At 56.5% G+C, this 21,682-nt stretch carries 16 protein-coding genes; 7 read left to right on the forward strand and 9 right to left on the reverse strand.

Annotated features, from left to right (window positions below):
• Window positions 1-105 precede the first annotated feature (105 nt).
• A complete protein-coding gene (locus HC231_RS01680) occupies window positions 106-1,578 on the reverse strand; it encodes a purine-cytosine permease family protein (RefSeq protein WP_208229453.1) in 1,473 nt (490 codons plus the stop codon).
• A 119-nt stretch (window positions 1,579-1,697) separates the two neighbouring features.
• Window positions 1,698-2,648, reverse strand: coding sequence for an agmatinase (gene speB, locus HC231_RS01685; RefSeq protein WP_208229454.1), 951 nt, complete (start codon window positions 2,646-2,648; stop codon window positions 1,698-1,700).
• Between the two features lie 160 nt (window positions 2,649-2,808).
• Here speB and HC231_RS01690 point away from each other — a divergent pair, with 160 nt between their 5' ends.
• The 6 genes from HC231_RS01690 to glgP all read left to right on the forward strand — a co-directional run bounded on the left by HC231_RS01690 (window position 2,809) and on the right by glgP (window position 13,745).
• Window positions 2,809-3,717 (forward strand): LysR family transcriptional regulator, encoded by a 909-nt coding sequence (locus HC231_RS01690; RefSeq protein WP_208229455.1) that lies wholly within the window; start codon window positions 2,809-2,811, stop codon window positions 3,715-3,717.
• A gap of 534 nt (window positions 3,718-4,251) precedes the next feature.
• Window positions 4,252-6,429, forward strand: a complete 2,178-nt coding sequence (gene glgB / locus HC231_RS01695; RefSeq protein ID WP_208229456.1) for a 1,4-alpha-glucan branching enzyme — start codon at window positions 4,252-4,254, stop codon at window positions 6,427-6,429.
• Window positions 6,430-8,400 (forward strand): glycogen debranching protein GlgX, encoded by a 1,971-nt coding sequence (gene glgX, locus HC231_RS01700; RefSeq protein WP_208229457.1) that lies wholly within the window; start codon window positions 6,430-6,432, stop codon window positions 8,398-8,400.
• A 17-nt stretch (window positions 8,401-8,417) separates the two neighbouring features.
• On the forward strand, window positions 8,418-9,695 hold the full coding sequence (gene glgC, locus HC231_RS01705; protein WP_208229458.1) for a glucose-1-phosphate adenylyltransferase: 1,278 nt from the start codon (window positions 8,418-8,420) through the stop codon (window positions 9,693-9,695).
• A 149-nt stretch (window positions 9,696-9,844) separates the two neighbouring features.
• Window positions 9,845-11,278: a glycogen synthase GlgA gene (gene glgA, locus HC231_RS01710; protein ID WP_208229459.1), complete on the forward strand. Its 1,434-nt coding sequence runs from the start codon at window positions 9,845-9,847 to the stop codon at window positions 11,276-11,278.
• Between the two features lie 19 nt (window positions 11,279-11,297).
• Entirely contained in the window at window positions 11,298-13,745 is a 2,448-nt protein-coding gene (gene glgP, locus HC231_RS01715) for a glycogen phosphorylase (protein ID WP_208229460.1), read from the forward strand.
• 97 nt (window positions 13,746-13,842) lie between these two features.
• Here glgP and glpD read toward each other — a convergent pair whose 3' ends face one another.
• The 7 genes from glpD to HC231_RS01750 all read right to left on the reverse strand — a co-directional run bounded on the left by glpD (window position 13,843) and on the right by HC231_RS01750 (window position 20,009).
• Window positions 13,843-15,366, reverse strand: coding sequence for a glycerol-3-phosphate dehydrogenase (gene glpD / locus HC231_RS01720; RefSeq protein WP_208229461.1), 1,524 nt, complete (start codon window positions 15,364-15,366; stop codon window positions 13,843-13,845).
• A 218-nt stretch (window positions 15,367-15,584) separates the two neighbouring features.
• Window positions 15,585-16,271 (reverse strand): L-ribulose-5-phosphate 4-epimerase, encoded by a 687-nt coding sequence (locus HC231_RS01725; protein WP_208231186.1) that lies wholly within the window; start codon window positions 16,269-16,271, stop codon window positions 15,585-15,587.
• Entirely contained in the window at window positions 16,271-17,131 is an 861-nt protein-coding gene (locus HC231_RS01730) for an L-ribulose-5-phosphate 3-epimerase (RefSeq protein ID WP_208229462.1), read from the reverse strand. The genes HC231_RS01725 and HC231_RS01730 overlap by 1 nt, the downstream gene beginning before the upstream one ends.
• A 9-nt stretch (window positions 17,132-17,140) precedes the next feature.
• Window positions 17,141-17,794, reverse strand: a complete 654-nt coding sequence (locus HC231_RS01735; protein WP_208229463.1) for a 3-keto-L-gulonate-6-phosphate decarboxylase UlaD — start codon at window positions 17,792-17,794, stop codon at window positions 17,141-17,143.
• 15 nt (window positions 17,795-17,809) lie between these two features.
• Entirely contained in the window at window positions 17,810-18,277 is a 468-nt protein-coding gene (ulaC, locus tag HC231_RS01740; RefSeq protein ID WP_208229464.1) for a PTS ascorbate transporter subunit IIA, read from the reverse strand.
• Between the two features lie 9 nt (window positions 18,278-18,286).
• A complete protein-coding gene (gene ulaB / locus HC231_RS01745) occupies window positions 18,287-18,595 on the reverse strand; it encodes a PTS ascorbate transporter subunit IIB (protein ID WP_208229465.1) in 309 nt (102 codons plus the stop codon).
• 16 nt (window positions 18,596-18,611) lie between these two features.
• Window positions 18,612-20,009, reverse strand: a complete 1,398-nt coding sequence (locus HC231_RS01750; protein WP_208229466.1) for a PTS ascorbate-specific subunit IIBC — start codon at window positions 20,007-20,009, stop codon at window positions 18,612-18,614.
• Between the two features lie 421 nt (window positions 20,010-20,430).
• Between HC231_RS01750 and ulaG the strand changes: the two genes are divergently transcribed.
• A complete protein-coding gene (gene ulaG, locus HC231_RS01755; RefSeq protein ID WP_208229467.1) occupies window positions 20,431-21,495 on the forward strand; it encodes an L-ascorbate 6-phosphate lactonase in 1,065 nt (354 codons plus the stop codon).
• The last annotated feature ends 187 nt before the right edge of the window (window positions 21,496-21,682 follow it).

Raw genomic sequence — 21,682 nt, forward strand, 5'->3', positions numbered from 1 at the left:
CGCCGCGTTTTCCCGGCGCGGCATGGCATGCCGTGGCCGCTCTGTGGCGGGAGGCGAAGCCTCCGGTCGTTTATATACGCTGGATGAACCATGACGATGGCGCCCTTATTCACAGCTTGCGCCGGCCGGCCAGCGAAAATCGTAAGGGCCGTGAACGGCCGCAGGCTCTGGAAATGCGCGCAGTAATGCCAGGTAGAGCAGCGCCGCCAGGCCGAGCGTGACCGGCAGGCTGACGTCGATGCCGCCGGCGAGGTCGCCAAACGGGCCGACGAACTGCCCCGGAATGTTGACCAGGCACAACCCCGCTCCCGCGCTGGGGATCCAGGCGCCGAGCCCGCACCAGTTCCAGCCATGATGAAACCAGTAGCGTCCGCCGCGCTGGCCGCGCGTGAAAACCTGCAGATCGTCCGCATGGTAGAAGCCCCGGCGCACGATCAGCCCGATGATCATGATCACTATCCACGGAGAGGTGCAGGTGACGATCAGCACCGCGAAAGTGGAAACGCTCTGCACCAGGTTAAAGGCAAAGCGGCCGATGAAGATGAAAGCGATTGCGGCAACGCCGATGAGAAGCGTCGCCTGGGCGCGGCTGAGCAGGCGCGGGAATATGCTCGACATATCCAGCCCGGTGCCGTAGAGGGCGGTGGTGCCGGTGGACATGCCGCCAATGATGGCGATCAGGCATACCGGCAGGAAGAACCAGGTCGGAGAGACGGCCAACAGCCCGCCGACGTAGTTGTTGTCCGCTATGTACTGCGGCGCATGGGCGGCCACCACCGATGCCGTGCACAGCCCGAATACGAACGGGATCAGCGTGGCCAGTTGCGCGGCGAACACCGCCGCCATGATGCGGATCTTGGCGGTGCGCCGCGGGATGTAGCGCGACCAGTCTCCCAGAAAGGCGCCGAACGAGATCGGGTTGCTCATGGTCAGCAATATCGCGCCGATGAACGCGGCCCAGAATCCCGGTTCGCCCAGCGTCAGGCTGCCGCCGAATCCAGGATCAAACGTGCCGCTAAAGGCGAATACGCCAAGCAGGAACATCAGGCTGGAGGCGAAGACGGCGATTTTGTTGACCCACAGCATGAAGCGAAAACCGTAGATGCACACGATCAGGACGAGCGTGGCGAACATGCCGTAGGCCAAGCCCAGCGTGACGTCATTTTCCGGAACGCCCAGCAGACGTCTGGCTCCGCCGATAAGGGCGTCGCCCGAGCTCCAGACGGATAGAGAGAAAAACGCCACGGCGGTCAGCAGAGACAGGAAGGAACCCACAATACGGCCGTGGACGCCGAAATGGGCGCCGGAGGATACCGCGTTGTTGGTGCCGTTGAGCGCGCCGAATATGCCCATCGGCGCCAGGATCAGCGCCCCGACGACGACGCCGATGATTATCGCCAGGAAGCCCGCCTGGAAAGAGAGGCCGAAGAGAATCGGGAAACTGCCCAGCACCGAGGTGGCGAAAGTATTGGCGCCGCCGAAAGTGAGACGGAAAAGATCCAGCGGCGAGGCATCGCGCCGATCGTCCGGTATCTGTTCGATGCCGAAGGTTTCGATGGTCATAGGAGAATGTGACATAATCGCCTCTGATAGCTTCAAGGTCCGCGCCGTATCGCGTGACGGACGACTGATTTCAGTTACGGTCCGACGAGTGCTCGTGGCGGGCTAGCCGGCCCTTCGCACCTCTGCCGCCGCGCTCATCGTTGCGCCACTCCCGGCAGCACGCACAGCATTTCATACAGCAGGTTGGCGCCCATTTGGGCGGTCATGCCGCTGATATCGTAGGGCGGCGAAACTTCCACCAGATCGCAGCCCACCAGATTGAGCCCCCGGCAGCCGCGCACAATCTCCAGCCCCTGCGCCGAGGTCAAGCCGCCCACTTCCGGCGTGCCGGTGCCGGGCGCCCAGGCCGGATCGAGGCTATCGATATCGTAAGAAAGGTATACCGGGCCGTCGCCCATCCGGGCGCGCACTTCCTCCATCAACGGCGTCAGGCTGCGGTGCCAGCACTGTTCGGCCGGGATCAGGCGAAATCCCTGATCGACGCCCCACTGGAAATCTTCGCTGGTGTAACCCTGGGCCCGCTGACCGATTTGCACCACGCGCCGGCAGTCCAGCAGCCCTTCTTCCACCGCCCGGCGGAACGTGGTGCCGTGGGCGATCTTTTCGCCGAACATCTCATCGTTGGTGTCCGTATGCGCGTCCACATGGATCAGGCCGACCGGGCCGTGCTTCTTGGTTAACGCGCGCAGGATCGGCAGCGTGATGGTATGGTCGCCGCCCAGCGTCAGCGGGATCAGCGGCCAGTCGTTGAGCGAGGTGTAGTAGTCTTCGATGATGTCCACTGATTTCAGCAGGCTGTAGGTGTTGATCGGCACATCGCCCAGATCGCCCACCCGCAGGGCATCGAACGGCGCGGCGCCGGTCGCCATGTTGTAGGGGCGGATCATCACCGACTCGCTGCGGATATGGCGCGGTCCGTAGCGGGTGCCGGCGCGCTGGGAGGCGCCTATATCCAGCGGGATGCCGATAAAGGCGGCATCCAGACCCTGCGGGCCGTCGCTGTATGGCAGACGCATCATCGTGGCGCGTCCGGCGAAACGCGGCATTTCGTTGCCGCCCTGAGGTTGCGGATACTGTTTTTCCATTATCACTGTTTCCCACGTCGACTACGGCCGGATATGCGCCGGCCACGGATTAGTGGGAAAATAGTGCGGTAGACGATGGGCGGGAAAAAATAGCAGAATACAAAAAATCAGTTCAGTAATTTGAAAACTAACCGTCTCTCTTTCTTGCGGAAACAGTGTGATGTCCATTGGAAAATTGCCTAATCTGCGTTTGCTGCATATTTTCGCCACCGTGGCGAAACACCAGGGCTATGCCCGCGCCCAGCAGGAACTTAACCTGACGATTTCCGCCATCAGCAACTACATGAGCGAATTGGAAGAGAAGCTGGGATTCGTACTCTGCCGGCGCGGCCGGGGCGGTTTCGCGCTGACCCCAAAAGGGGAGGCGTTTTTGCAGCAGACGCTGTATCTAATGAACAATCTGGAAAACTTCGATCGCTATACCGCGACGCTACAGGGAGAACAGGGCGGGATTTTGCGCCTTGGCGTGCTTGACGCCACGGTCACCGATCCGGTGCTCTCCATCGCCGACGCCATCGGCCGTTTCAGCGACCGGTTTCCGTTGGTGCACATCAATCTGCAAATCAAAAGCCCGCACGCGCTGCTGCAAGGCATTCTGGATAACGAACTGGATGTGGCGGTAGGCAATTTCCCGCTACAGGGCAACAGCGTGATCGCCCATCCGCTGTATCGTGAACAGCATTGGCTGTATTGCAGCGATCAACACGAGCTGTTCGACGTGGCGCATCCAAAAGCGGCGCATGTCGCCCAGATGCGTATGGTGACGCGCAGCTACTGGAGCTCGTCGGATTTGGGCAAACGGGGCTTCAAGCAGAGCACCGCCACCGTGGAAAGTATGGAGGCGCAGCTGCTGTTGATTCTGTCGGGAAAATATATCGGCTATTTGCCCGAGCATTACGCGCTGCCCTGGGTGCAGAGGCGGCGGCTGCGCGCGCTGCTGCCCACCGACTATGGCTATCAGGCGCCGTTTTCGCTGATCTTCCGCCGCGGACGCAGCAAAGAGGCATTGATTCGCGCGATACGCGACCTGCTGCGTTCGGCCTCCAAAGCGCAGCGCACCCGGCTGTGACGGCGAACGCGGCCTTTATTCAAACCTGTTCCCGGCAGATTTGTCACTCATCCCAGTCACTTACTGATGTCAGCTGCTGGGGATTCGCTGCATCGCCGCCTTCCTGCAACTCGCATTATTTAGAATATAACCGGGTTTTTAGGCTGAGAATATTTAGAATATCTTAATTAGTAAGCAATATTTTAATTTATTCTTAAATAGTTTTTTTTCTCTCTATGCCGACGGTGTTTTATTTCATATATGCCAAATCCTCTCTTCCATAACTTATTTATATAAAAATAAACAGAAAAACCTGGCGTATTCTCAACTATTTCCTGGTTATTTGGCTACGCTAAATAGGTAAATGGTGTTAAATGAATTATTTTGCACTGTAAATTATTTTTTTATGCGCTTTTTTATTAGCGAATATTTCCAATTAATTGTTTTTTATTGGTTTTATTGTGGGTTCGCCAAGGGGGGATACAAGCGCATCACTATAGGTTGTTTATATAACATGTTTATTTAATTCAAATGGTTAATCAGGGGATGAATACCATGCTGGAGTTTTCCGATGCGATTAATTCACTTATTGCCGGACATTATGCCGATCCGTTTTCTCTATTGGGCATGCATAAAACCTCAAATGGAATCGAGGTGCGGGCATTATTACCAGATGCCCAGGAAGTGTGGGTGGTAGAGGCCCGAAGCGGCCGTAAAGTGGTTCAGTTGGCCTGCTATGACGAACGTGGTTTTTTTTGCGCCGTATTGCCGCGCAAAAAAAATTCGTTTCACTATCAATTGGCTGTGACCTGGCAACAGGAAACTTATCTGATTGAGGATCCTTATCGCTTCGGGCCGCTGTTGCAGGATCTGGATATCTGGTTATTGGCGGAAGGGAAGCATTTACGCCCTTACGAACGCTTAGGCGCGCATCTGGAAACGCTGGACGGCGTAGCCGGCACCCGTTTTGCCGTCTGGGCGCCGAATGCGCAGCGGGTTTCCGTGGTCGGCCGGTTCAATTTCTGGGACGGCCGCCGCCACCCGATGCGCCTGCGCAAAGAGAACGGCATCTGGGAACTGTTTCTACCCGCCGTGACGCAGGGCGAGCTATATAAATATGAGATGATCGACTGCCGCGGCAACGTCCGTTTAAAAGCCGATCCTTACGCTTTTGAAGCGCAGATGCGTCCGGATACCGCTTCTCTGATTACCGCTCTGCCGGAGAAAGCGCCGCTGGATGAAGCGCGTCGTCAGGCTAACGGGCTACAGGCGCCGATCTCCATTTATGAAGTTCATCTCGGTTCCTGGCGCAGACATACGGATAACAATTTCTGGCTCAGCTATCAGGAGCTGGCGGAACAGCTTATCGCCTATATTAAAGAGATGGGCTTCACGCATATCGAACTGATGCCCATCAATGAACACCCGTTTGACGGCAGTTGGGGCTATCAGCCGCTCGGTCTGTATGCGCCGACGCGCCGCTTCGGCACGCCGCAGGATTTCAGGAAATTTATCGACGCCTTTCATGAGGCGGGCATCAACGTCCTGCTGGATTGGGTGCCGGGGCATTTCCCCGGCGATGAGTATGGTCTGGCGCAGTTTGACGGTACGGCGCTGTATGAATATGCCGATCCGCGCGAAGGTTATCATCAGGACTGGAACACCCTGATCTACAACTATGGCCGACATGAAGTACGCAACTATCTGGCGGGAAACGCGCTGTTCTGGATGGAGCATTACGGTATCGACGGGCTGCGGGTGGATGCCGTCGCCTCCATGATTTACCGCGACTACAGCCGCAACGAGGGCGAGTGGGTGCCGAATCATTACGGCGGCAGAGAGAATCTCGAAGCGATCGCTTTCCTGCGCTACACCAACCAGATGCTGGGCCATGCCGCGCCGGGCGCCGTCACCGTGGCGGAGGAATCGACCGACTATCCCGGCGTGACGCTTCCCCCCGACTGCAACGGGCTGGGATTCCATTACAAATGGAATATGGGCTGGATGCACGACACCCTGTCGTATATGCAGCACGATCCGGTGCACCGCAAATATCACCATGATTTGCTGACGTTCGGCATGCTGTACGCCTACAGCGAAAATTTCGTCCTGCCGCTTTCTCACGATGAAGTGGTGCACGGCAAGCGATCGCTGCTGGATCGGATGCCCGGCGACGCCTGGCAGAAATTCGCCAATCTGCGGGCTTACTACGGTTTTATGTGGGCCTATCCCGGCAAGAAACTGCTGTTTATGGGATGCGAATTTGCCCAGGGGCGCGAATGGAACTACGACGCCAGCCTGGACTGGCACCTGCTGGACGAGCCGGAAGGCTGGCACCGCGGCGTGCAGCAACTGGTGCGCGATCTCAACCACTGCTACCGCCGGCAGCCGCCGCTGTATCAGTTGGATTTCCAGCCGCAGGGGTTCGAATGGCTGGTGACGGACGACCGGGAAAACTCGGTGTTTGCCTTTGTGCGGCGCGATGAGCAGGGCAATGAAGTGCTGGTGGTCAGTAACTTTACCCCGGTTCCGCGCTATGGCTATCGCATCGGCATTAATCAGCCCGGCCGCTGGCGGGAAATCATCAATACGGACTCCCACTACTACCACGGCGGCAATCTGGGTAATGGCGGCCCGGTTCACAGCGAAGATATCGGTAGTCACCAGCGGCCGCAGTCGCTGGCGCTGACCATTCCTCCCCTGGCGACGTTGTATCTGGTGAGAGAGGTATGAATGACGGTATTGCAAGCGGGCAGTCCAACCCCCTTGGGTTCGAGTTTTGATGGCGAAGGCGTTAATTTCGCGCTGTTTTCGGCAGAGGCCGAACGGGTGGAGTTGTGTCTGTTTGATGAGCGCCAGCAGGAGCGGCGGCTGGAATTAACCGCGCGCAGCGGCGATATCTGGCACGGCTATCTGCCCGGCGCCAGGCCGGGATTACGCTATGGCTTTCGGGTGGACGGCCCTTTTGAACCCGCGCAAGGCTTGCGTTTTAACCCGCATAAGCTGCTGCTCGATCCCTGCGCCCGCCGCTTGGACGGCTGGATTGTGGATGACGCCTGCCTGCAAGGCGGCGTCGAACAGCGTGATGAGCGCGACAGCGCGGCGGTGATGGCCAAGTGCGTCGTCATCGCCGAGGATTACGACTGGCAGGACGACCGCTATCCGCAAACCCCCTGGAGCCGGACCGTGATTTATGAAGCCCATGTGCGCGGGCTGACCCAGCTACACCCCGATATCCCGGCCGCGGCGCGCGGCAGCTATGCGGCGCTGGGGCATCCGGCGGTTATCGACTATTTGCAGCGTTTAGGCGTTACCGCGCTGGAGCTGCTGCCCGTGCAACAACACGCCGACGAACCCCGGCTCCAGCAGATGGGGCTGCGCAACTACTGGGGCTATAACGTGCTGCTGCCGTTCGCGGTGGATAACGGCCTGGCCTCCGGCGAGGATGCGCTGAACGAATTCCGGGATGCGGTCAAGGCGCTGCATCGGGCCGGCATTGAAGTCATTCTGGACGTGGTGTTTAACCACAGCGCCGAGCTGGACGTGGAGGGGCCGACGCTCTCTCTACGCGGTATCGATAACCGCAGCTATTACTGGCTGGGCGAGCAGGGCGAATACCACAACTGGACGGGCTGCGGCAATGCGCTGCGCCTTAATCATCCGGCGGTTATCGATTGGGTGATGAGCTGTCTGCGTTTCTGGCGCGAGGCCTGCCGCGTCGACGGCTTCCGTTTTGATTTGGCGACGCTGCTGGGGCGCACGCCGGATTTCAACCCATCGGCGCCATTGCTTATGGCGATGAAAAACGATCGGCGGCTTCAGGGATGCAAACTGATTGCCGAACCCTGGGATCTGGGCGCCGGCGGCTATCAGCTGGGACAATTCCCCGCGCCGTTCGCCGAATGGAGCGACCGCTATCGTGACGATATGCGCCGCTTCTGGCTGCATGGCGATATTCCGCTTGGCGTGTTCGCCCGCCGTTTCGCCGCCTCCAGCGACATCTTCCAGCATCACGATCGCCTGCCTTTCGCCTCGGTCAACAAACTGACCGCCCATGACGGCTTCACGCTGCGCGACCTGGTGAGCTTTAACCATAAGCGCAATCAGGCCAACGGCGAAAACAACCGCGACGGCGCCGACAACAATTACAGCAATAACCACGGCGCGGAAGGGCTGGATGCCGATGAAGAGACGCTGCTGCGCCGCCGCGCCAGCCAGCGGGCGCTGCTGACGACGCTGCTGCTCTCGCAGGGAACGCCCATGCTGCTGGCGGGAGACGAACAGGGGCACAGTCAGCAGGGCAATAACAATGCCTATTGCCAGGATAACGAACTGACCTGGCTGCACTGGGATGAGGCCGATCGCGCGCTGGTTGAGTTTACCGCCGGGTTACTTCGCCTGCGCCGCGCGATACCGGCGCTGCAGCAGGACGGATGGTGGCAAGAGGGCGATAGCGCCGTGCAATGGCTGGATATCAACGGGCAACCCTTGACGCCGCGCCAATGGGAACAGGGAGAGCGCCAATTACAAATTTTGCTTTCCGAGCGTTGGTTATTGCTGATTAACGCCAACGCGCACGCTGGGGATTTTACTCTGCCGCCGGGACAGTGGAAAGTTGCGTCGCCGTTCAATGAAGAGGATTACCGGCCCGGCGATGGGGTATGGCAAGGGAATGCACAGGCTGTTTGTATCCTTACAAAATAAATAAGAAGGAGTTAGCCATGGTGAGTAACGACAAAAACGATCCGCTGATGCTGGCAAGACAATTGCCGTTGAAATCTGTGGCGCTAATTCTGGCGGGGGGACGGGGAACCCGTTTAAAAGATTTAACGGCGTTGCGGGCCAAACCCGCCGTTCATTTCGGCGGCAAATTCCGCATCATCGATTTCGCCCTGTCCAACTGCCTCAATTCCGGCATCCGCCGTATCGGGGTGATCACCCAGTATCAGTCGCATACGCTGGTGCAGCATATTCAGCGCGGCTGGTCTTTCCTGAATGTCGAAATGAACGAGTTTATCGATCTGCTGCCCGCGCAACAGCGTAACTCCACCGAACACTGGTATCGCGGCACCGCCGATGCGGTCTGCCAGAATCTGGATATCATCCGCCGTTACCGGGCGGAATACGTGGTGATACTGGCGGGCGATCATATCTACAAGATGGATTACTCGCGCATGCTGATCGACCACGTCGAGAAAGGGGCGGAGTGCACCGTGGCCTGCCTGCCGGTGCCGCTGAAAGAAGCCAGCGCGTTTGGCGTTATGAGCGTCGATAAGCAGCATCGTATCCTCGACTTCGCGGAAAAACCGGCGCAGCCGATAGCGATGCCGGATAACCCGGAGATGGCGCTGGCGAGCATGGGAATCTACGTGTTTAACGCCGACTACCTGTACCGCCTGCTGGAAGAGGATGTCTGCGTGACCGAGTCCAACCATGATTTCGGCCAGGACTTGATCCCCAAAATCGTCGCGCAGCGTTCGGCCTGGGCGCACCCCTTTACGCTTTCCTGCGTTACGTCGGGCGATAGCGACCGCCCTTACTGGCGGGATGTCGGCACACTGGAAGCCTATTGGCAGGCGAATCTCGATCTGGCGTCCGTGACGCCGGAACTGGATATGTATGACCGCACCTGGCCGATTCGCTCGGCGATTGAGTCGCTGCCGCCGGCGAAATTCGTGCAGGACCATTCCGGCAGTCACGGCATGACCATGAATTCGCTGGTTTCGGGCGGCAGCATTATTTCCGGTTCGGTGGTGACCAATTCGGTGCTGTTTCCCCGCGTGCGGGTCAATTCGTTTTGCAATATCGATTCAACGGTGCTGCTGCCGGACGTTACCGTCGGGCGCTCCTGCCGTTTACGCCGCTGCGTCATCGACCGCGCCTGCCGACTCCCGGACGGCACGATCATCGGCGAAAACGCGGAAGAGGACAGCCGTCGGTTTTATCGTTCGGAAGAAGGGATTGTGCTGGTGACGAGGGCCATGCTGGAAAAAATGTAAGCGGGATATCGGGTTTGCGGCATCAGGTTGTCGTCCGCGTCCGCCGCCTGAGATTTCTCCTCGCGAAGGCGGGGATCTGCGGGAATGACGGGAGGTCAAGGGGGACGGATAGCAAAAGGCAATGACGTTGGAACAATACAGGAGTGAGAATGCAGGTATTACATGTTTGTTCAGAGTTGTTTCCGCTGTTGAAAACCGGGGGGCTGGCGGATGTCGCCGGCGCATTGCCCGCAGCACAGATTCAGGCCGGAATGGATGTCCGGGTCATGTTGCCTGCATTTCCCGATCTTAAAAAAGGCATTACCAATACGCAGGTAGTGCGCGAGCTGGACACGTTCGCCGGTCATGTCGCTCTGCTGTACGGCCATTTTAACGGCGTCGGTATTTATCTGATTGATGCGCCGACGCTATACCAGCGCGCGGGCAGTCCTTATCACAATCCTGAGATGTACGCATATGCGGACAACTATTTACGTTTTGCGCTGTTGGGCTGGATGGGGTGTGAATTGGCCTGCGGGCTGGATCCTTTCTGGCGGCCTGACGTTGTGCATGCCCATGATTGGCATGCCGGATTGACGTGCGCCTATCTGGCCGCACGCGACCGACCGGCGAAATCGGTATTTACCGTCCATAATTTAGCCTATCAGGGATTGTTCAACGCCCGGCACATGGCCGAGCTGCAACTGCCGCCTGATTTTTTTCAGATCTACGGGCTGGAGTTCCACGGGCAGATCTCCTACCTCAAAGCGGGGCTGTACTACGCCGATCACGTCACTACGGTCAGTCCGACCTATGCGCATGAGATCACGCAGCCTGCATACGGTTATGGTATGGAGGGGTTATTAAAAACCCGTGAAGAGGAAGGACGTTTATCCGGCATTCTCAACGGCGTTGATGACGCGATCTGGAATCCGGCCCACGATTCTTTACTGACCAGCCATTACAACCGGGATGTGTTGGCAAACAAGGCGGAGAATAAGCGGCATCTGCAAACGTCAATGGGACTCAAGGTGAATGAAAAAGCGCCGGTGTTCGCCATCGTCAGCCGTCTTACCAGCCAGAAGGGGTTGGACGTCGCGCTGAGCGCGGTGCCTGATTTGCTGGAGCAGGGCGGGCAACTGGTGGTTCTGGGGGCGGGAGACGCGCAGCTGCAGGAAGGATTTCTGGCCGCCGCGGCGAAGTATCACGGTCAGGTTGGGGTGCAGATTGGTTACCACGAGGCATTCTCCCACCGCATTATCGGCGGGGCGGATGTCATCATGGTGCCCAGTCGGTTCGAACCCTGTGGGTTAACGCAGCTCTATGGGCTGAAATATGGAACCTTGCCGCTGGTGCGCCGCACCGGCGGACTGGCAGACACGGTTGCGGATTGTTCGCTGGAAAATCTGGCGGACGGTCTGGCGAGCGGTTTTGTGTTTAACGATTGCAACGTTGGATCGCTATCCCGGGCAATTCGTCGCGTATTTGTCCTGTGGGCACGCCCGACGCTCTGGCGCTATGTGCAGCGTCAGGCAATGGCTATGGATTTCAGTTGGCAGGTCGCCGCGCAGGCCTATCGCGCACTGTATCAACGCTTGTGGTAACACTCATGGGGAATGAATTATGAACACACCGTTTACCTACATGTCACCAACGCTCAGTGTGGAAGCGCTGAAACACTCCATTGCCTACAAGCTGATGTTCGCGGTGGGCAAGGATCCGGCGATCGCCACTCAGCATGACTGGCTGAATGCCACGCTGCTGGCGGTGCGCGATCGCATGGTTGAACGCTGGCTGCGCTCTAACCGGGCGCAGTTATCGCAGGATGTTCGCCAGGTTTATTACCTTTCCATGGAGTTTCTGCTGGGACGCACGCTCTCGAATGCGCTACTGGCGATGGGGCTGTATGACGACTTGAAAGCGGCGTTGGACGGCATGGGGCTGGAGCTTGACGATCTTCTCCAGGAAGAGAACGACCCCGGTCTGGGCAACGGCGGTTTGGGGCGGCTGGCGGCCTGTTTCCTGGATTCGTTAGCCACCATGGCGCTGCCGGGGCGCGGCTATGGCATCCGCTATGAATACGGCATGTTCAAGCAGAATATCATCAACGGGCAGCAGGCCGAATCGCCGGATTACTGGCTGGAATACGGCAATGCGTGGGAGTTTCCCCGTCACAGCACGCGTTACAAAGTGCGCTTTGGCGGACGAATCCAGCAGGAGGGCGCCAAAACCCGCTGGCTGGAAACCGAAGAGGTCATCGCCTGCGCCTATGATCAGATTATCCCCGGCTTTGATACGGATGCGACGAATACCCTGCGGTTGTGGAGCGCGCAGGCCAGTAATGAAATCAATCTGGGCAAGTTTAATCAGGGCGATTATTTCGCCGCGGTTGAAGATAAAAACCATTCGGAAAACGTATCCAGGGTGCTTTATCCTGACGATTCAACCTATTCGGGGCGCGAGCTGCGCCTGCGCCAGGAGTATTTCCTGGTTTCCGCCACGATTCAGGATATCCTCAATCGCCACTGGCTGATGCATAAAACCTACGCCAATCTGGCGGAAAAGTTCGCCATCCATCTGAATGATACCCATCCGGTACTGGCGATCCCCGAACTGATGCGCCTGTTGATTGATGAGCATAAGTTTAAGTGGCAGGACGCCTGGAACATCGTCACCCAGGTGTTTTCCTACACCAACCACACGCTGATGCAGGAGGCGCTGGAAACCTGGCCGGTGGATATGCTGGGCAAGATCCTGCCGCGCCATCTGCAATTGATCTTCGAAATTAACGAGCATTTTCTGGAGTTCGTGCAGCAGCAGTTCCCCGGCGATATCGACCTGCTGGCGCGGGTTTCCATCATTGAGGAAACCAACGGACGCCGGGTGCGGATGGCCTGGCTGGCGGTGGTGGCCTGCCATAAGGTCAATGGGGTGTCGGAGCTGCATTCAGATCTGATGGTGCAGTCGCTGTTCGCCGACTTCGCGCGTCTGTTCCCCAACCGCTTCTGTAATAAGACCAATGGCGTCACGCCCAGACGCTGGCTGGCGCTGGCGAATCGCCCGCTTGCCAAAGTGCTGGACGACACCATCGGGCAGACCTGGCGTACCGATTTGAGCCAGCTTGATGAACTAAAACAGCATGTTGACTATCCGGCGTTCGTACAGCGGATCCGGCAGGCCAAGCTGGAGAACAAAGAGCGCCTGGCTGACTATATCGCGGAAAATCTGAATATCGTCGTCAATCCCAAGGCGCTGTTTGATGTGCAGATCAAACGAATCCATGAATATAAACGCCAACTGTTGAATGTGCTGCACATCATTACGCGCTATAACCGTATCAAGGACGATCCCTCGCTTGAACGCGTGCCGCGCGTGGCGATCTTCGCGGGGAAAGCCGCATCGGCCTACTACATGGCCAAACATATTATCAATCTGATCAATGACGTGGCGAAGGTGATCAACAACGATCCCGCCGTGAACGATCGCTTGAAGGTGGTGTTTATCCCGAACTACGGCGTCAGCCTGGCCCAGCTCATTATTCCGGCGGCGGATCTTTCCGAGCAGATCTCGCTGGCGGGGACGGAAGCCTCCGGCACCAGTAATATGAAATTCGCGCTGAACGGCGCATTGACCATCGGCACATTGGACGGGGCGAACGTGGAAATGCTGGAATATATCGGCGAGGAAAACATGTTTATCTTCGGCAATACCGCCGATCAGGTGGAAGCGCTGCGTAAAAACGGTTACAACCCGCGTGAATATTACGATAAGGATGACGAACTGCACCGGGTGCTTACGCAGATCGCGACCGGCGTTTTCAGCCCGGATGATTCCCGGCGCTACAGCGATTTGTTTGATTCGCTGGTGAATTTCGGCGACTACTACCAACTGCTGGCCGACTACCGCAGCTATGTCGACACGCAGGACCGGGTGGATGATTTGTACCGTAACGAGGACGAATGGACGCGCTGCGCCGCGTATAACATCGCCAGTATGGGCTATTTTTCTTCCGACCGGACCATCGCTGAATATGCCCAGGAAATCTGGAATATTAAGCCGATACGGCTTTGATATTTATTGTGTTAACAACAGCGCCGCACCAGGCAATCTGGTGCGGCGCTGCCGTCTTTACCCTGCGCCGACGTGTTAACGCGGCCTGACGATGTCACTACACAGGCTGCAACAAAGTAGCGGGCTCGTCTCTTTTACCGGTCTGATGGTAAGCATCCAGCCATTCGCTGATGCGCTGCCGCTGCGCCTCAGTTAACCACATCCCCAGTTTTGTGCGCCGCCAAATGACGTCGTCCAATGTAACGGCCCACTCTTTCTCCACCAGATAGCGTAGCTCGGCTTCATACAGATCGTGGCCAAAATGTTCGCCCAGATCGCTGAGTCCTTTGGTATGCGCCAGGATCAGTTCACTGTGCGATCCGTATGTCCGGCTGTAGCGTCGCGCCAGCGCTTCCGGCAGATTAAAACGGCGGCGCAGCGCGGCGGCATAATCGTCGCGCGTGCCTGAAATATCTCCGCCGGGCAGCACGGCGTCTTTGGTCCAGGCTTTCCCCGCCTGAGGGTAGTATTTTTCCAGCTTATCCAGCGCATGTTCCGCCAGTTTGCGATAGGTGGTCAGCTTGCCGCCGAACACGGATAACAGCGGAGCCCGGCCCTGTTCGTCGTCCACCGACAGCGTGTAATCGCGGGTAATGGCCTGCGGCGAATCGGATTCATCGTCGCACAGCGGCCGCACGCCGGAATAGGTCCAGACGATGTCATCACGGGTGAGCGGTTGTTTAAAGTGATCGTTATAAACGTCCAGCAGGTAGTCAATCTCGCCATCGTCGATTTTCACGCTATGCGGATCGCCGTGGTATTCCACGTCGGTGGTGCCGATGATCGAAAACTCATCCTGCCAGGGGATCACAAACACAATGCGATGATCTTTGTTTTGCAGAATATATGCCTGAGGCTGATCGTGCACTTTGGGCACCACGATATGGCTGCCTTTGATCAGGCGGATCCCATAAGGCGATTTTAGTTTCAAGCCATCATCAAAGAACTGTCTTACCCACGGACCGGTTGCGTTTACCAGGCCTTTAGCGCGCCAGGTGAGCGTTTCGCCGCTGAGCGAGTCGACGGCTTCAACCACCCACAGACCTTGTTCGCGCCGGGCGCTGACGACCTTGGTGCGGGTGCGCACTTCACCGCCGCGCTTGGTGACTTCCTGAGCGTTCAGCACCACTAGACGCGCGTCGTCCACCCAACAGTCCGAATACTCAAAACCTTGAGTCAGCTCCGGCTTTAATACCGATCCGGCGCCGAATTTCACGCTTTTACTGGCGGGCAGGCTGACGCGCTTCCCTATGTGATCATACATAAACAGGCCGATCCGGATCATCCATGCCGGACGCAGGTGCGGCTGATGCGGCAAGCGAAAACGCATGGGGAAGATGATATGGGGCGCCATTTTCAGCAGTGTTTCACGTTCGGAGAGCGCTTCGCTGACCAAACGAAACTCATAATGTTCCAGATAGCGTAAGCCGCCATGAATCAATTTAGAGCTAGCGGAGGAGGTGGCGCAGGCCAGATCCTGCGCTTCCAGCAACAGGACGGATAATCCACGGCCAGCTGCATCCGCGGCGATACCCGCGCCGTTAATGCCGCCGCCGATCACGATCAGATCTTTGGTTTCCACGTTTTTCCTCCACCGGTAAATAAAGCAAAAAAATGTTCGTTTTCGCTCATTATAATAATCGTAAACAAACAAGTTAGCCAATAGTTAACCAAATAAAAACATTTATGCGTGATGAAGGTAACATTTTGTGGATAGTTGTTACATGAATAGTGGGGTTATTGATGAGGGCGGGCAGGACAGCCCGCCATAAATCTATGGGGTATTAGTTCGTCTATGCGTTACCGCTGGCCGTAATAGGCGTGCGGACCATGCTTGCGGCTGAAGTGCTTGTTCATCAGATAACCGTCGATCGCGCGCAGGCGCGGATTGATCGAACGAGCTATCCAGGCCATTTTTGCCACTTCTTCCATTACCACCGCGTTATGGACCGCTTCGTCGGCATCTTTTCCCCAGCAGAACGGGCCGTGCTGATAGACGACGATCCCCGGAGTATGCAGCGGATTGCTGTCGCCGAGCGTTTGAGCGATCACGATGCCGGTGTTTTTTTCATATTCCGTTTCCACCTCCTGCGCGTTTAGCGGCCGGGTGCAGGGGATCTCGCCATAAAAGTAGTCCGCGTGGGTGGTGCCCAGCGCCGGGATCGCCAGCCCGGCCTGCGCCCAGGCGGTGGCGTGGGTGGAATGGGTGTGGACGATCCCCCCAATTTGCGGATAGCGGCGATAAAGTTCCAGATGGGTGGCGGTATCGGAAGAGGGGCGGAAGCCGCCTTCCACCACCGCTCCCTGCATGTCGACCACCACCATATCGTCTGGCCGCATAACATCGTAGGCCACGCCGCTGGGCTTGATGACGATGACCTGGCGCTGCCGATCGATGGCGCTGACGTTGCCCCAGGTATAAGTCACCAGGCCGTGGCGCGGCAGCGCCATATTCGCATCAAAGACCTGCTGTTTTAGCTGCTGTATCATACGGCTTCCTCCACCGGTAAACCGGCCTGGGTCATCTGTTGTTTAACCCAGTCGCGTGCGGCGGCAATCTCTTTTATCGGATCGGGCGACGTTTCGCTCCACATTTCGATCAGGTAAGGGCCGCAGTAGCCGCTCTCCCTGAGCGTGGTAAAACAGCGCGCGAAATCGACCACGCCGGTGCCGAACGGCACATTTTTGAAGACGCCGGGGCGCGTATCTTTAACATGCACCGCTACGATATGGCCTTTCCCCGCTTTTAGCTCCATCTGTACGTCGTTGTCCCAGGCGGAAAGATTGCCGATATCCGGGTAAAGCTGGAACCACGGATTATTGAGGTAGTTGGCATAGCCCAATGCTTTACTAATGGAGTTCATCAACGGATAGTCCATGATTTCCATCGCCAGCGTGACCTGAGCGCGGCTGGCCATTTCCACGGCCAGTTGCAGACCGTGGCGAAAGCGCTCGCGGGTCAGATCGTTCGCCTTCTGGTAGTAGACGTCGTAACCGGCGAGCTGAATGACGCGGATGCCGACATCCTGAGCAAGACGGATCGCCTTGAACATGATTTCCAGCCCCTGATTGCGCGTTTCGTCATTTTCCGAGCCTAATGGAAAGCGCCGGTGGGCGCTCAGGCACATGGACGGGATGCGGATGCCGCTGACGGCAATCGCGTTAACCAGTTCCAGGCGTTGCTCACGGCTCCAGTCAAGCCGCGCCAATCGGCCATCGCTTTCGTCCACCGACATTTCGACGAAGTCAAAGCCCAGTTCTTTCGCCAGTTGCAAACGCGCCAGCCAGCTTTCGCCCGGCGGCAGCGCTTTTTCATAAATACCGAGCGGAACGGTTTTCGTGAGCATAAAGTCACCTTATCCCCAGAGCTGGGCGATGCTATGTTTAAATTGACGCGCCGCTTCTACCGGATCCGCGGCGTCGCGAATACTGCGGCCGGCGATAAACACATGAATGGGAATACCTTTGAACAAAGGCAGATCCGCCAGCGCCAGTCCTCCGGTGACGGTGACTTTGAAGCCCATATCCGCCAGGCGTTTAATGGCGGCGATATCGGCTTCGCTCCAGGCGACGCCCGCTGCCTGTGCATCCCTGCTGCGGTGATAAACCACCTGCCGGATGCCGATATCACGCCAGGCTTCCGCCTGTTCCCAGGTCCAGAAGCCGGTCAATTCGATCTGGACGTCGCCGTTGAATTCGCGCGCGACCGCCAGCGCGCCGGCGGCGGTGTTGATATCCGCACAGCAAATGACGGTGACCCAATCCGCATTGGCCTCAAAGCACATGCGCGCCAGAATTTTTCCGGCGTCGGCGATTTTGGCATCCGCCAGCACAATCTTGTGCGGGTAAAGGGATTTCAGATCGCGCACTGCGCGAACCCCTTCGCCGACACACAGGATGGTGCCCACTTCAATAATATCCACCTCTTCGGCAATCAGCCGGGTTGTCTGGTAAGCGTCCGCCAGCGTCTGGTTATCCAGCGCGACCTGCAACATCGGTAAATGAGACATCGATAAACTCCTTAATCAGCATGCCGCCGCGGCGGTCTGGTCAATCAAATTCAATACGTCTTGTTCGGTACGGCAGGCGCGAAGGCGGTCGAAGTTGGCTTCGTCTTCAAACAGATTCACGATTTGCATGATGCCCACTTCCTGATGGGTGTTGGCATCCACGGCCGCCATGGTGATCAGAATGTCCACCGGATCGTTATCTTCATGGTTGAAGATCAGCGGCGTTTTCAACGTCACCAGCGCAAAGCCGGTTTTTTTGACGCCTTCCTCCGGGCGGCCGTGAGGCATGGCGAGCCCGGGAGCGATAACGAAATAAGGGCCGAATTGCTTTACGCCATCCAAAATGGCCTGATAGTAACGCGGCTCGACGACATCGGCCGCGACCAGCAGATCCACGCCGATTTTCACTGCCTCCTGCCAGGTGGCGGCTTCGGCCTGTAAGCGGATGGAACGATTTTCCGCTAATGAATCACGTAGTTTCATCGTCACTTCCTATTGTTTTAAGTCCGCCGGGAAATGCGCCTTGATGACTTCCAGCAGTTTTGGGCCGAAGTCGGCCGCGGAGAGCATATTGCGCACGCCGATAACATATTTATTGCCGCTGACGGTGATCTCATCGGCTACGTGAGTCGAGGCGATGATGATGTCCGCGCCGCTCAGTTCCGCTTTGTATTCACCGACCGCGCAGCTATTCAGGCTATGGTCTATTCCCTGCTCGGTCAGAAATTGACCGACTTTCATTTTCATGATCATGGAGCTGCCCTGTCCGCAGCCGCATACCGCCAGAATTCGTACTGTCATGATGGTTTCTCCAGAATCAGTTCACGTGGGTTTCCGTGAGTTTCTTTTCCGCATCTTCTTCAGCGCGTAATGTACGGCTGGCAAAGACCATATAAATCAACGCAATGACGACGACGACGCTCATAAACCACAGACCGAACGTCAGCCCCTGCATTAACGGCGGCGCCAGAATCGACCAGTCCGCCATCCCCATCCAGGCGCTTAGCCCGGTCAGTTTTACCGCCCAAACGCAGCCGAAGATTTCTATCATGCCCATGATCAGGCAAATCTTCGTCGCCGCGCGCCAGCCGCCGAAATGGTTGGCGAATACGCCGATGGTGGCGTTAGAGAAGAACATTGGAATGAAGCCGGGAATGATCATGATGGGGGAGCCGATGCCGATCAGAATGCCGATGGCGATCAACTGGCCGATGGTGCCCCACATAAATCCCCAGACCACGGCATTGGGAGCAAAGCTGTAGATGGCCGCGCAGTCGATAGCCAATACCGCTCCGGGAATCAATCGCTGGGAGATGCCGTTAAAGGCTTCGGAAAGTTCGGCAACGAACATCCGTACCCCTTGTACGATGATGAAAATGGCGACGGCAAATTGAAAGCCGGTTTGCAGGATATAAATGCTCCAGTGGGTTTTCCCGGCCATCTGCTGCAAGGTATCCAGCCCGAAAGAGAGCAGGATCGTGCCGAAGAATACCGTCATGACTATCGCGGTGGAGACGATGTTGTCGTGGAAGATATTCAGCCAGCCCGGAAGTTTCAGATTTTCCACGCTCTCTTCTTTTTTCCCCAGATAGGGAGCGAGCTTGTAGGCAATCCAGGAAGCGAATTGCTGCTGGTGTCCGATGGAGAAACCGCAGCCGTCCGTTACCGCCTGCGTCGGTTTGTACATCATGTTCGAGGTGATGCCCCAGTACAGGGAAACCAGCACGGCGCTACAGATGATGGTGGTCCACATCGGGTAGCCGAGAATATAGAAGAACACGGCGAGCAGACCGGCCTGTTGGAACATGATGTGGCCGGTAAGCATGATGGTGCGGATGCCGGTGATCCGGCGCAGCAGGACGTAAACAATATTCAGCGCTAGCGCCAGCAGTACCGCATAGCCGACCCAGCTATAAGCGTCGCCCATACGTTCGATGGTCGCCATCATGGAGGCGTAGGTATCCGAGATGGCGCCGCTGATGCCGTAAACTTCAGACATTTTGGCGACGACGGGTTTGAAGGTGCTGGTCAGAATACCGGAACCTGCCTGCAGCAACATAAACCCAATGATCGTTTTAATGGTGCCTTTAATGATGACGGTGGCGCTTTTACGCAACAGTAAATAACCGAGAAACGTCACAATCCCCAGCAGCAGCGGGGCGTTGGTCATGACCTGATTAAAGAAGATCGTAAAAATATTATAGAGGGTTTCCATAAGCACTCCGTTCGGCTTTTGGTCATCCTGGTGACGCGCCGCTTTGGCAAAGCGCCGGCGCGGTCAGGCATTTTTTATATGGCGCTTTCACTGTATCAATCACCAATAATCATAAAAAGACATTTTTTGATTATTTGTGAGAGGCTTCGCAATTATCTTTTTTCTGCTTGCCAATACGCCTTCATTATTAACGATGTTTTATTTTTATTTTTAATATTCAATGTTTTATATATTTCATTGATATATTTTAAGCGATGCCTGGCGCTAGATTATCGCCTGGATAATGCGATTGAACGTGAAGTTTTACGATTGTCATCATGATAAAACGGTGATATTTTCTCACAATAAAATCATAAAGAGTCATTTAGTGATTATTTTAGGATTAACAACTCACCAATATGCCGATGACGAGGTTCACACTATGAGTAAAATCGAAAGCATTACCCGCGAGTCATGGATTCTGAATACTTTCCCGGAATGGGGAACCTGGCTGAATGAAGAAATAGAGCAAGAGCAGGTCGCGCCGGGGTCATTCGCCATGTGGTGGCTGGGCTGTACCGGTATCTGGTTAAAATCGCAGGAGGGCGCGAACATTTGTGTGGATTTCTGGTGCGGGACGGGTAAACAGAGCCATGCCAATCCGCTGATGAAATCCGGCCATCAGATGCAACGCATGGCGGGCGTGAAAAAATTGCAGCCAAACCTGCGCACCACGCCGTTTGTTCTTGATCCCTTCGCTATTCGTCAGATTGACGCCGTGCTGGCGACGCACGACCATAATGACCATATTGATGTGAATGTGGCTGCGGCCGTGCTGAAAAACTGTGACGGCAACGTGCCTTTCATCGGCCCGGAAAGCTGCGTGAATCTATGGATCGGCTGGGGCGTGCCGCGTGAACGCTGCATTGTGGTGAAACCCGGAGATGTGATCGCCGTCAAGGACGTTGAAATCCATGCGCTGGACGCGTTTGATCGCACCGCATTGATTACGTTGCCCGTGGAGGAGAAAGCCGCGGGCGTCCTGCCGGACGGCATGGACAAACGGGCGGTGAACTATTTATTCAAAACGCCGGGCGGCAACCTCTATCACAGCGGTGATTCGCATTACTCCAACTATTACGCCAAACACGGCAATGAGCATCGGATTGATGTGGCGCTGGGGTCTTACGGCGAGAATCCGCGCGGCATCACCGATAAGATGACCAGCGCCGATATATTGCGCATGGCCGAGGCGCTGAACGCCAAGGTGGTAATTCCTTTCCACCATGATATCTGGTCGAATTTCCAGGCCGATCCGCAGGAAATTCGCGTGCTGTGGGAGATGAAAAAAGATCGGCTGCAATATGGCTTTAAGCCGTTTATCTGGCAGGTCGGCGGCAAGTTCACCTGGCCGCAGGATAAAGACAGACTGGAATATCACTATCCGCGCGGGTTTGAAGACTGTTTCACCACGGAGCCGGATTTGCCGTTTAAATCTTTCCTGTAAAACATCGGGGCGGGCCGTTCAGCGATGAGCGGCCGGCCTTTATGCTTCGAGCCTGAACGGGCGGCGAACTTTGCCGGTGATCCGCCCTCTATCCCTGTATTGATGATATCCCGTGCGTACTTTTGATAAGTTATGATTCAAATTACCGAACGCGCTCATTATAATCGGTATTTAGCATCCATTTAGC

The organism is Brenneria izadpanahii (assembly GCF_017569925.1).
Taxonomy (GTDB): Bacteria; Pseudomonadota; Gammaproteobacteria; order Enterobacterales; family Enterobacteriaceae; genus Brenneria; species Brenneria izadpanahii.

Excerpts from the sequence above, each read along its gene's own strand:
- glgP (WP_208229460.1), top strand. The coding sequence starts at position 11,298 with ATGAACACACCGTTTACCTACATGTCACCAACGCTCAGTGTGGAAGCG.
- ulaG (WP_208229467.1), top strand. The coding sequence starts at position 20,431 with ATGAGTAAAATCGAAAGCATTACCCGCGAGTCATGGATTCTGAATACT.
- glgA (WP_208229459.1), top strand. The coding sequence starts at position 9,845 with ATGCAGGTATTACATGTTTGTTCAGAGTTGTTTCCGCTGTTGAAAACC.
- glgB (WP_208229456.1), top strand. The coding sequence starts at position 4,252 with ATGCTGGAGTTTTCCGATGCGATTAATTCACTTATTGCCGGACATTAT.
- ulaC (WP_208229464.1), bottom strand. The coding sequence starts at position 18,277 with ATGAAACTACGTGATTCATTAGCGGAAAATCGTTCCATCCGCTTACAG.
- HC231_RS01730 (WP_208229462.1), bottom strand. The coding sequence starts at position 17,131 with ATGCTCACGAAAACCGTTCCGCTCGGTATTTATGAAAAAGCGCTGCCG.
- glgC (WP_208229458.1), top strand. The coding sequence starts at position 8,418 with ATGGTGAGTAACGACAAAAACGATCCGCTGATGCTGGCAAGACAATTG.
- HC231_RS01690 (WP_208229455.1), top strand. The coding sequence starts at position 2,809 with ATGTCCATTGGAAAATTGCCTAATCTGCGTTTGCTGCATATTTTCGCC.
- HC231_RS01680 (WP_208229453.1), bottom strand. The coding sequence starts at position 1,578 with ATGTCACATTCTCCTATGACCATCGAAACCTTCGGCATCGAACAGATA.
- HC231_RS01750 (WP_208229466.1), bottom strand. The coding sequence starts at position 20,009 with ATGGAAACCCTCTATAATATTTTTACGATCTTCTTTAATCAGGTCATG.
- speB (WP_208229454.1), bottom strand. The coding sequence starts at position 2,648 with ATGGAAAAACAGTATCCGCAACCTCAGGGCGGCAACGAAATGCCGCGT.
- ulaB (WP_208229465.1), bottom strand. The coding sequence starts at position 18,595 with ATGACAGTACGAATTCTGGCGGTATGCGGCTGCGGACAGGGCAGCTCC.
- glgX (WP_208229457.1), top strand. The coding sequence starts at position 6,430 with ATGACGGTATTGCAAGCGGGCAGTCCAACCCCCTTGGGTTCGAGTTTT.
- HC231_RS01735 (WP_208229463.1), bottom strand. The coding sequence starts at position 17,794 with ATGTCTCATTTACCGATGTTGCAGGTCGCGCTGGATAACCAGACGCTG.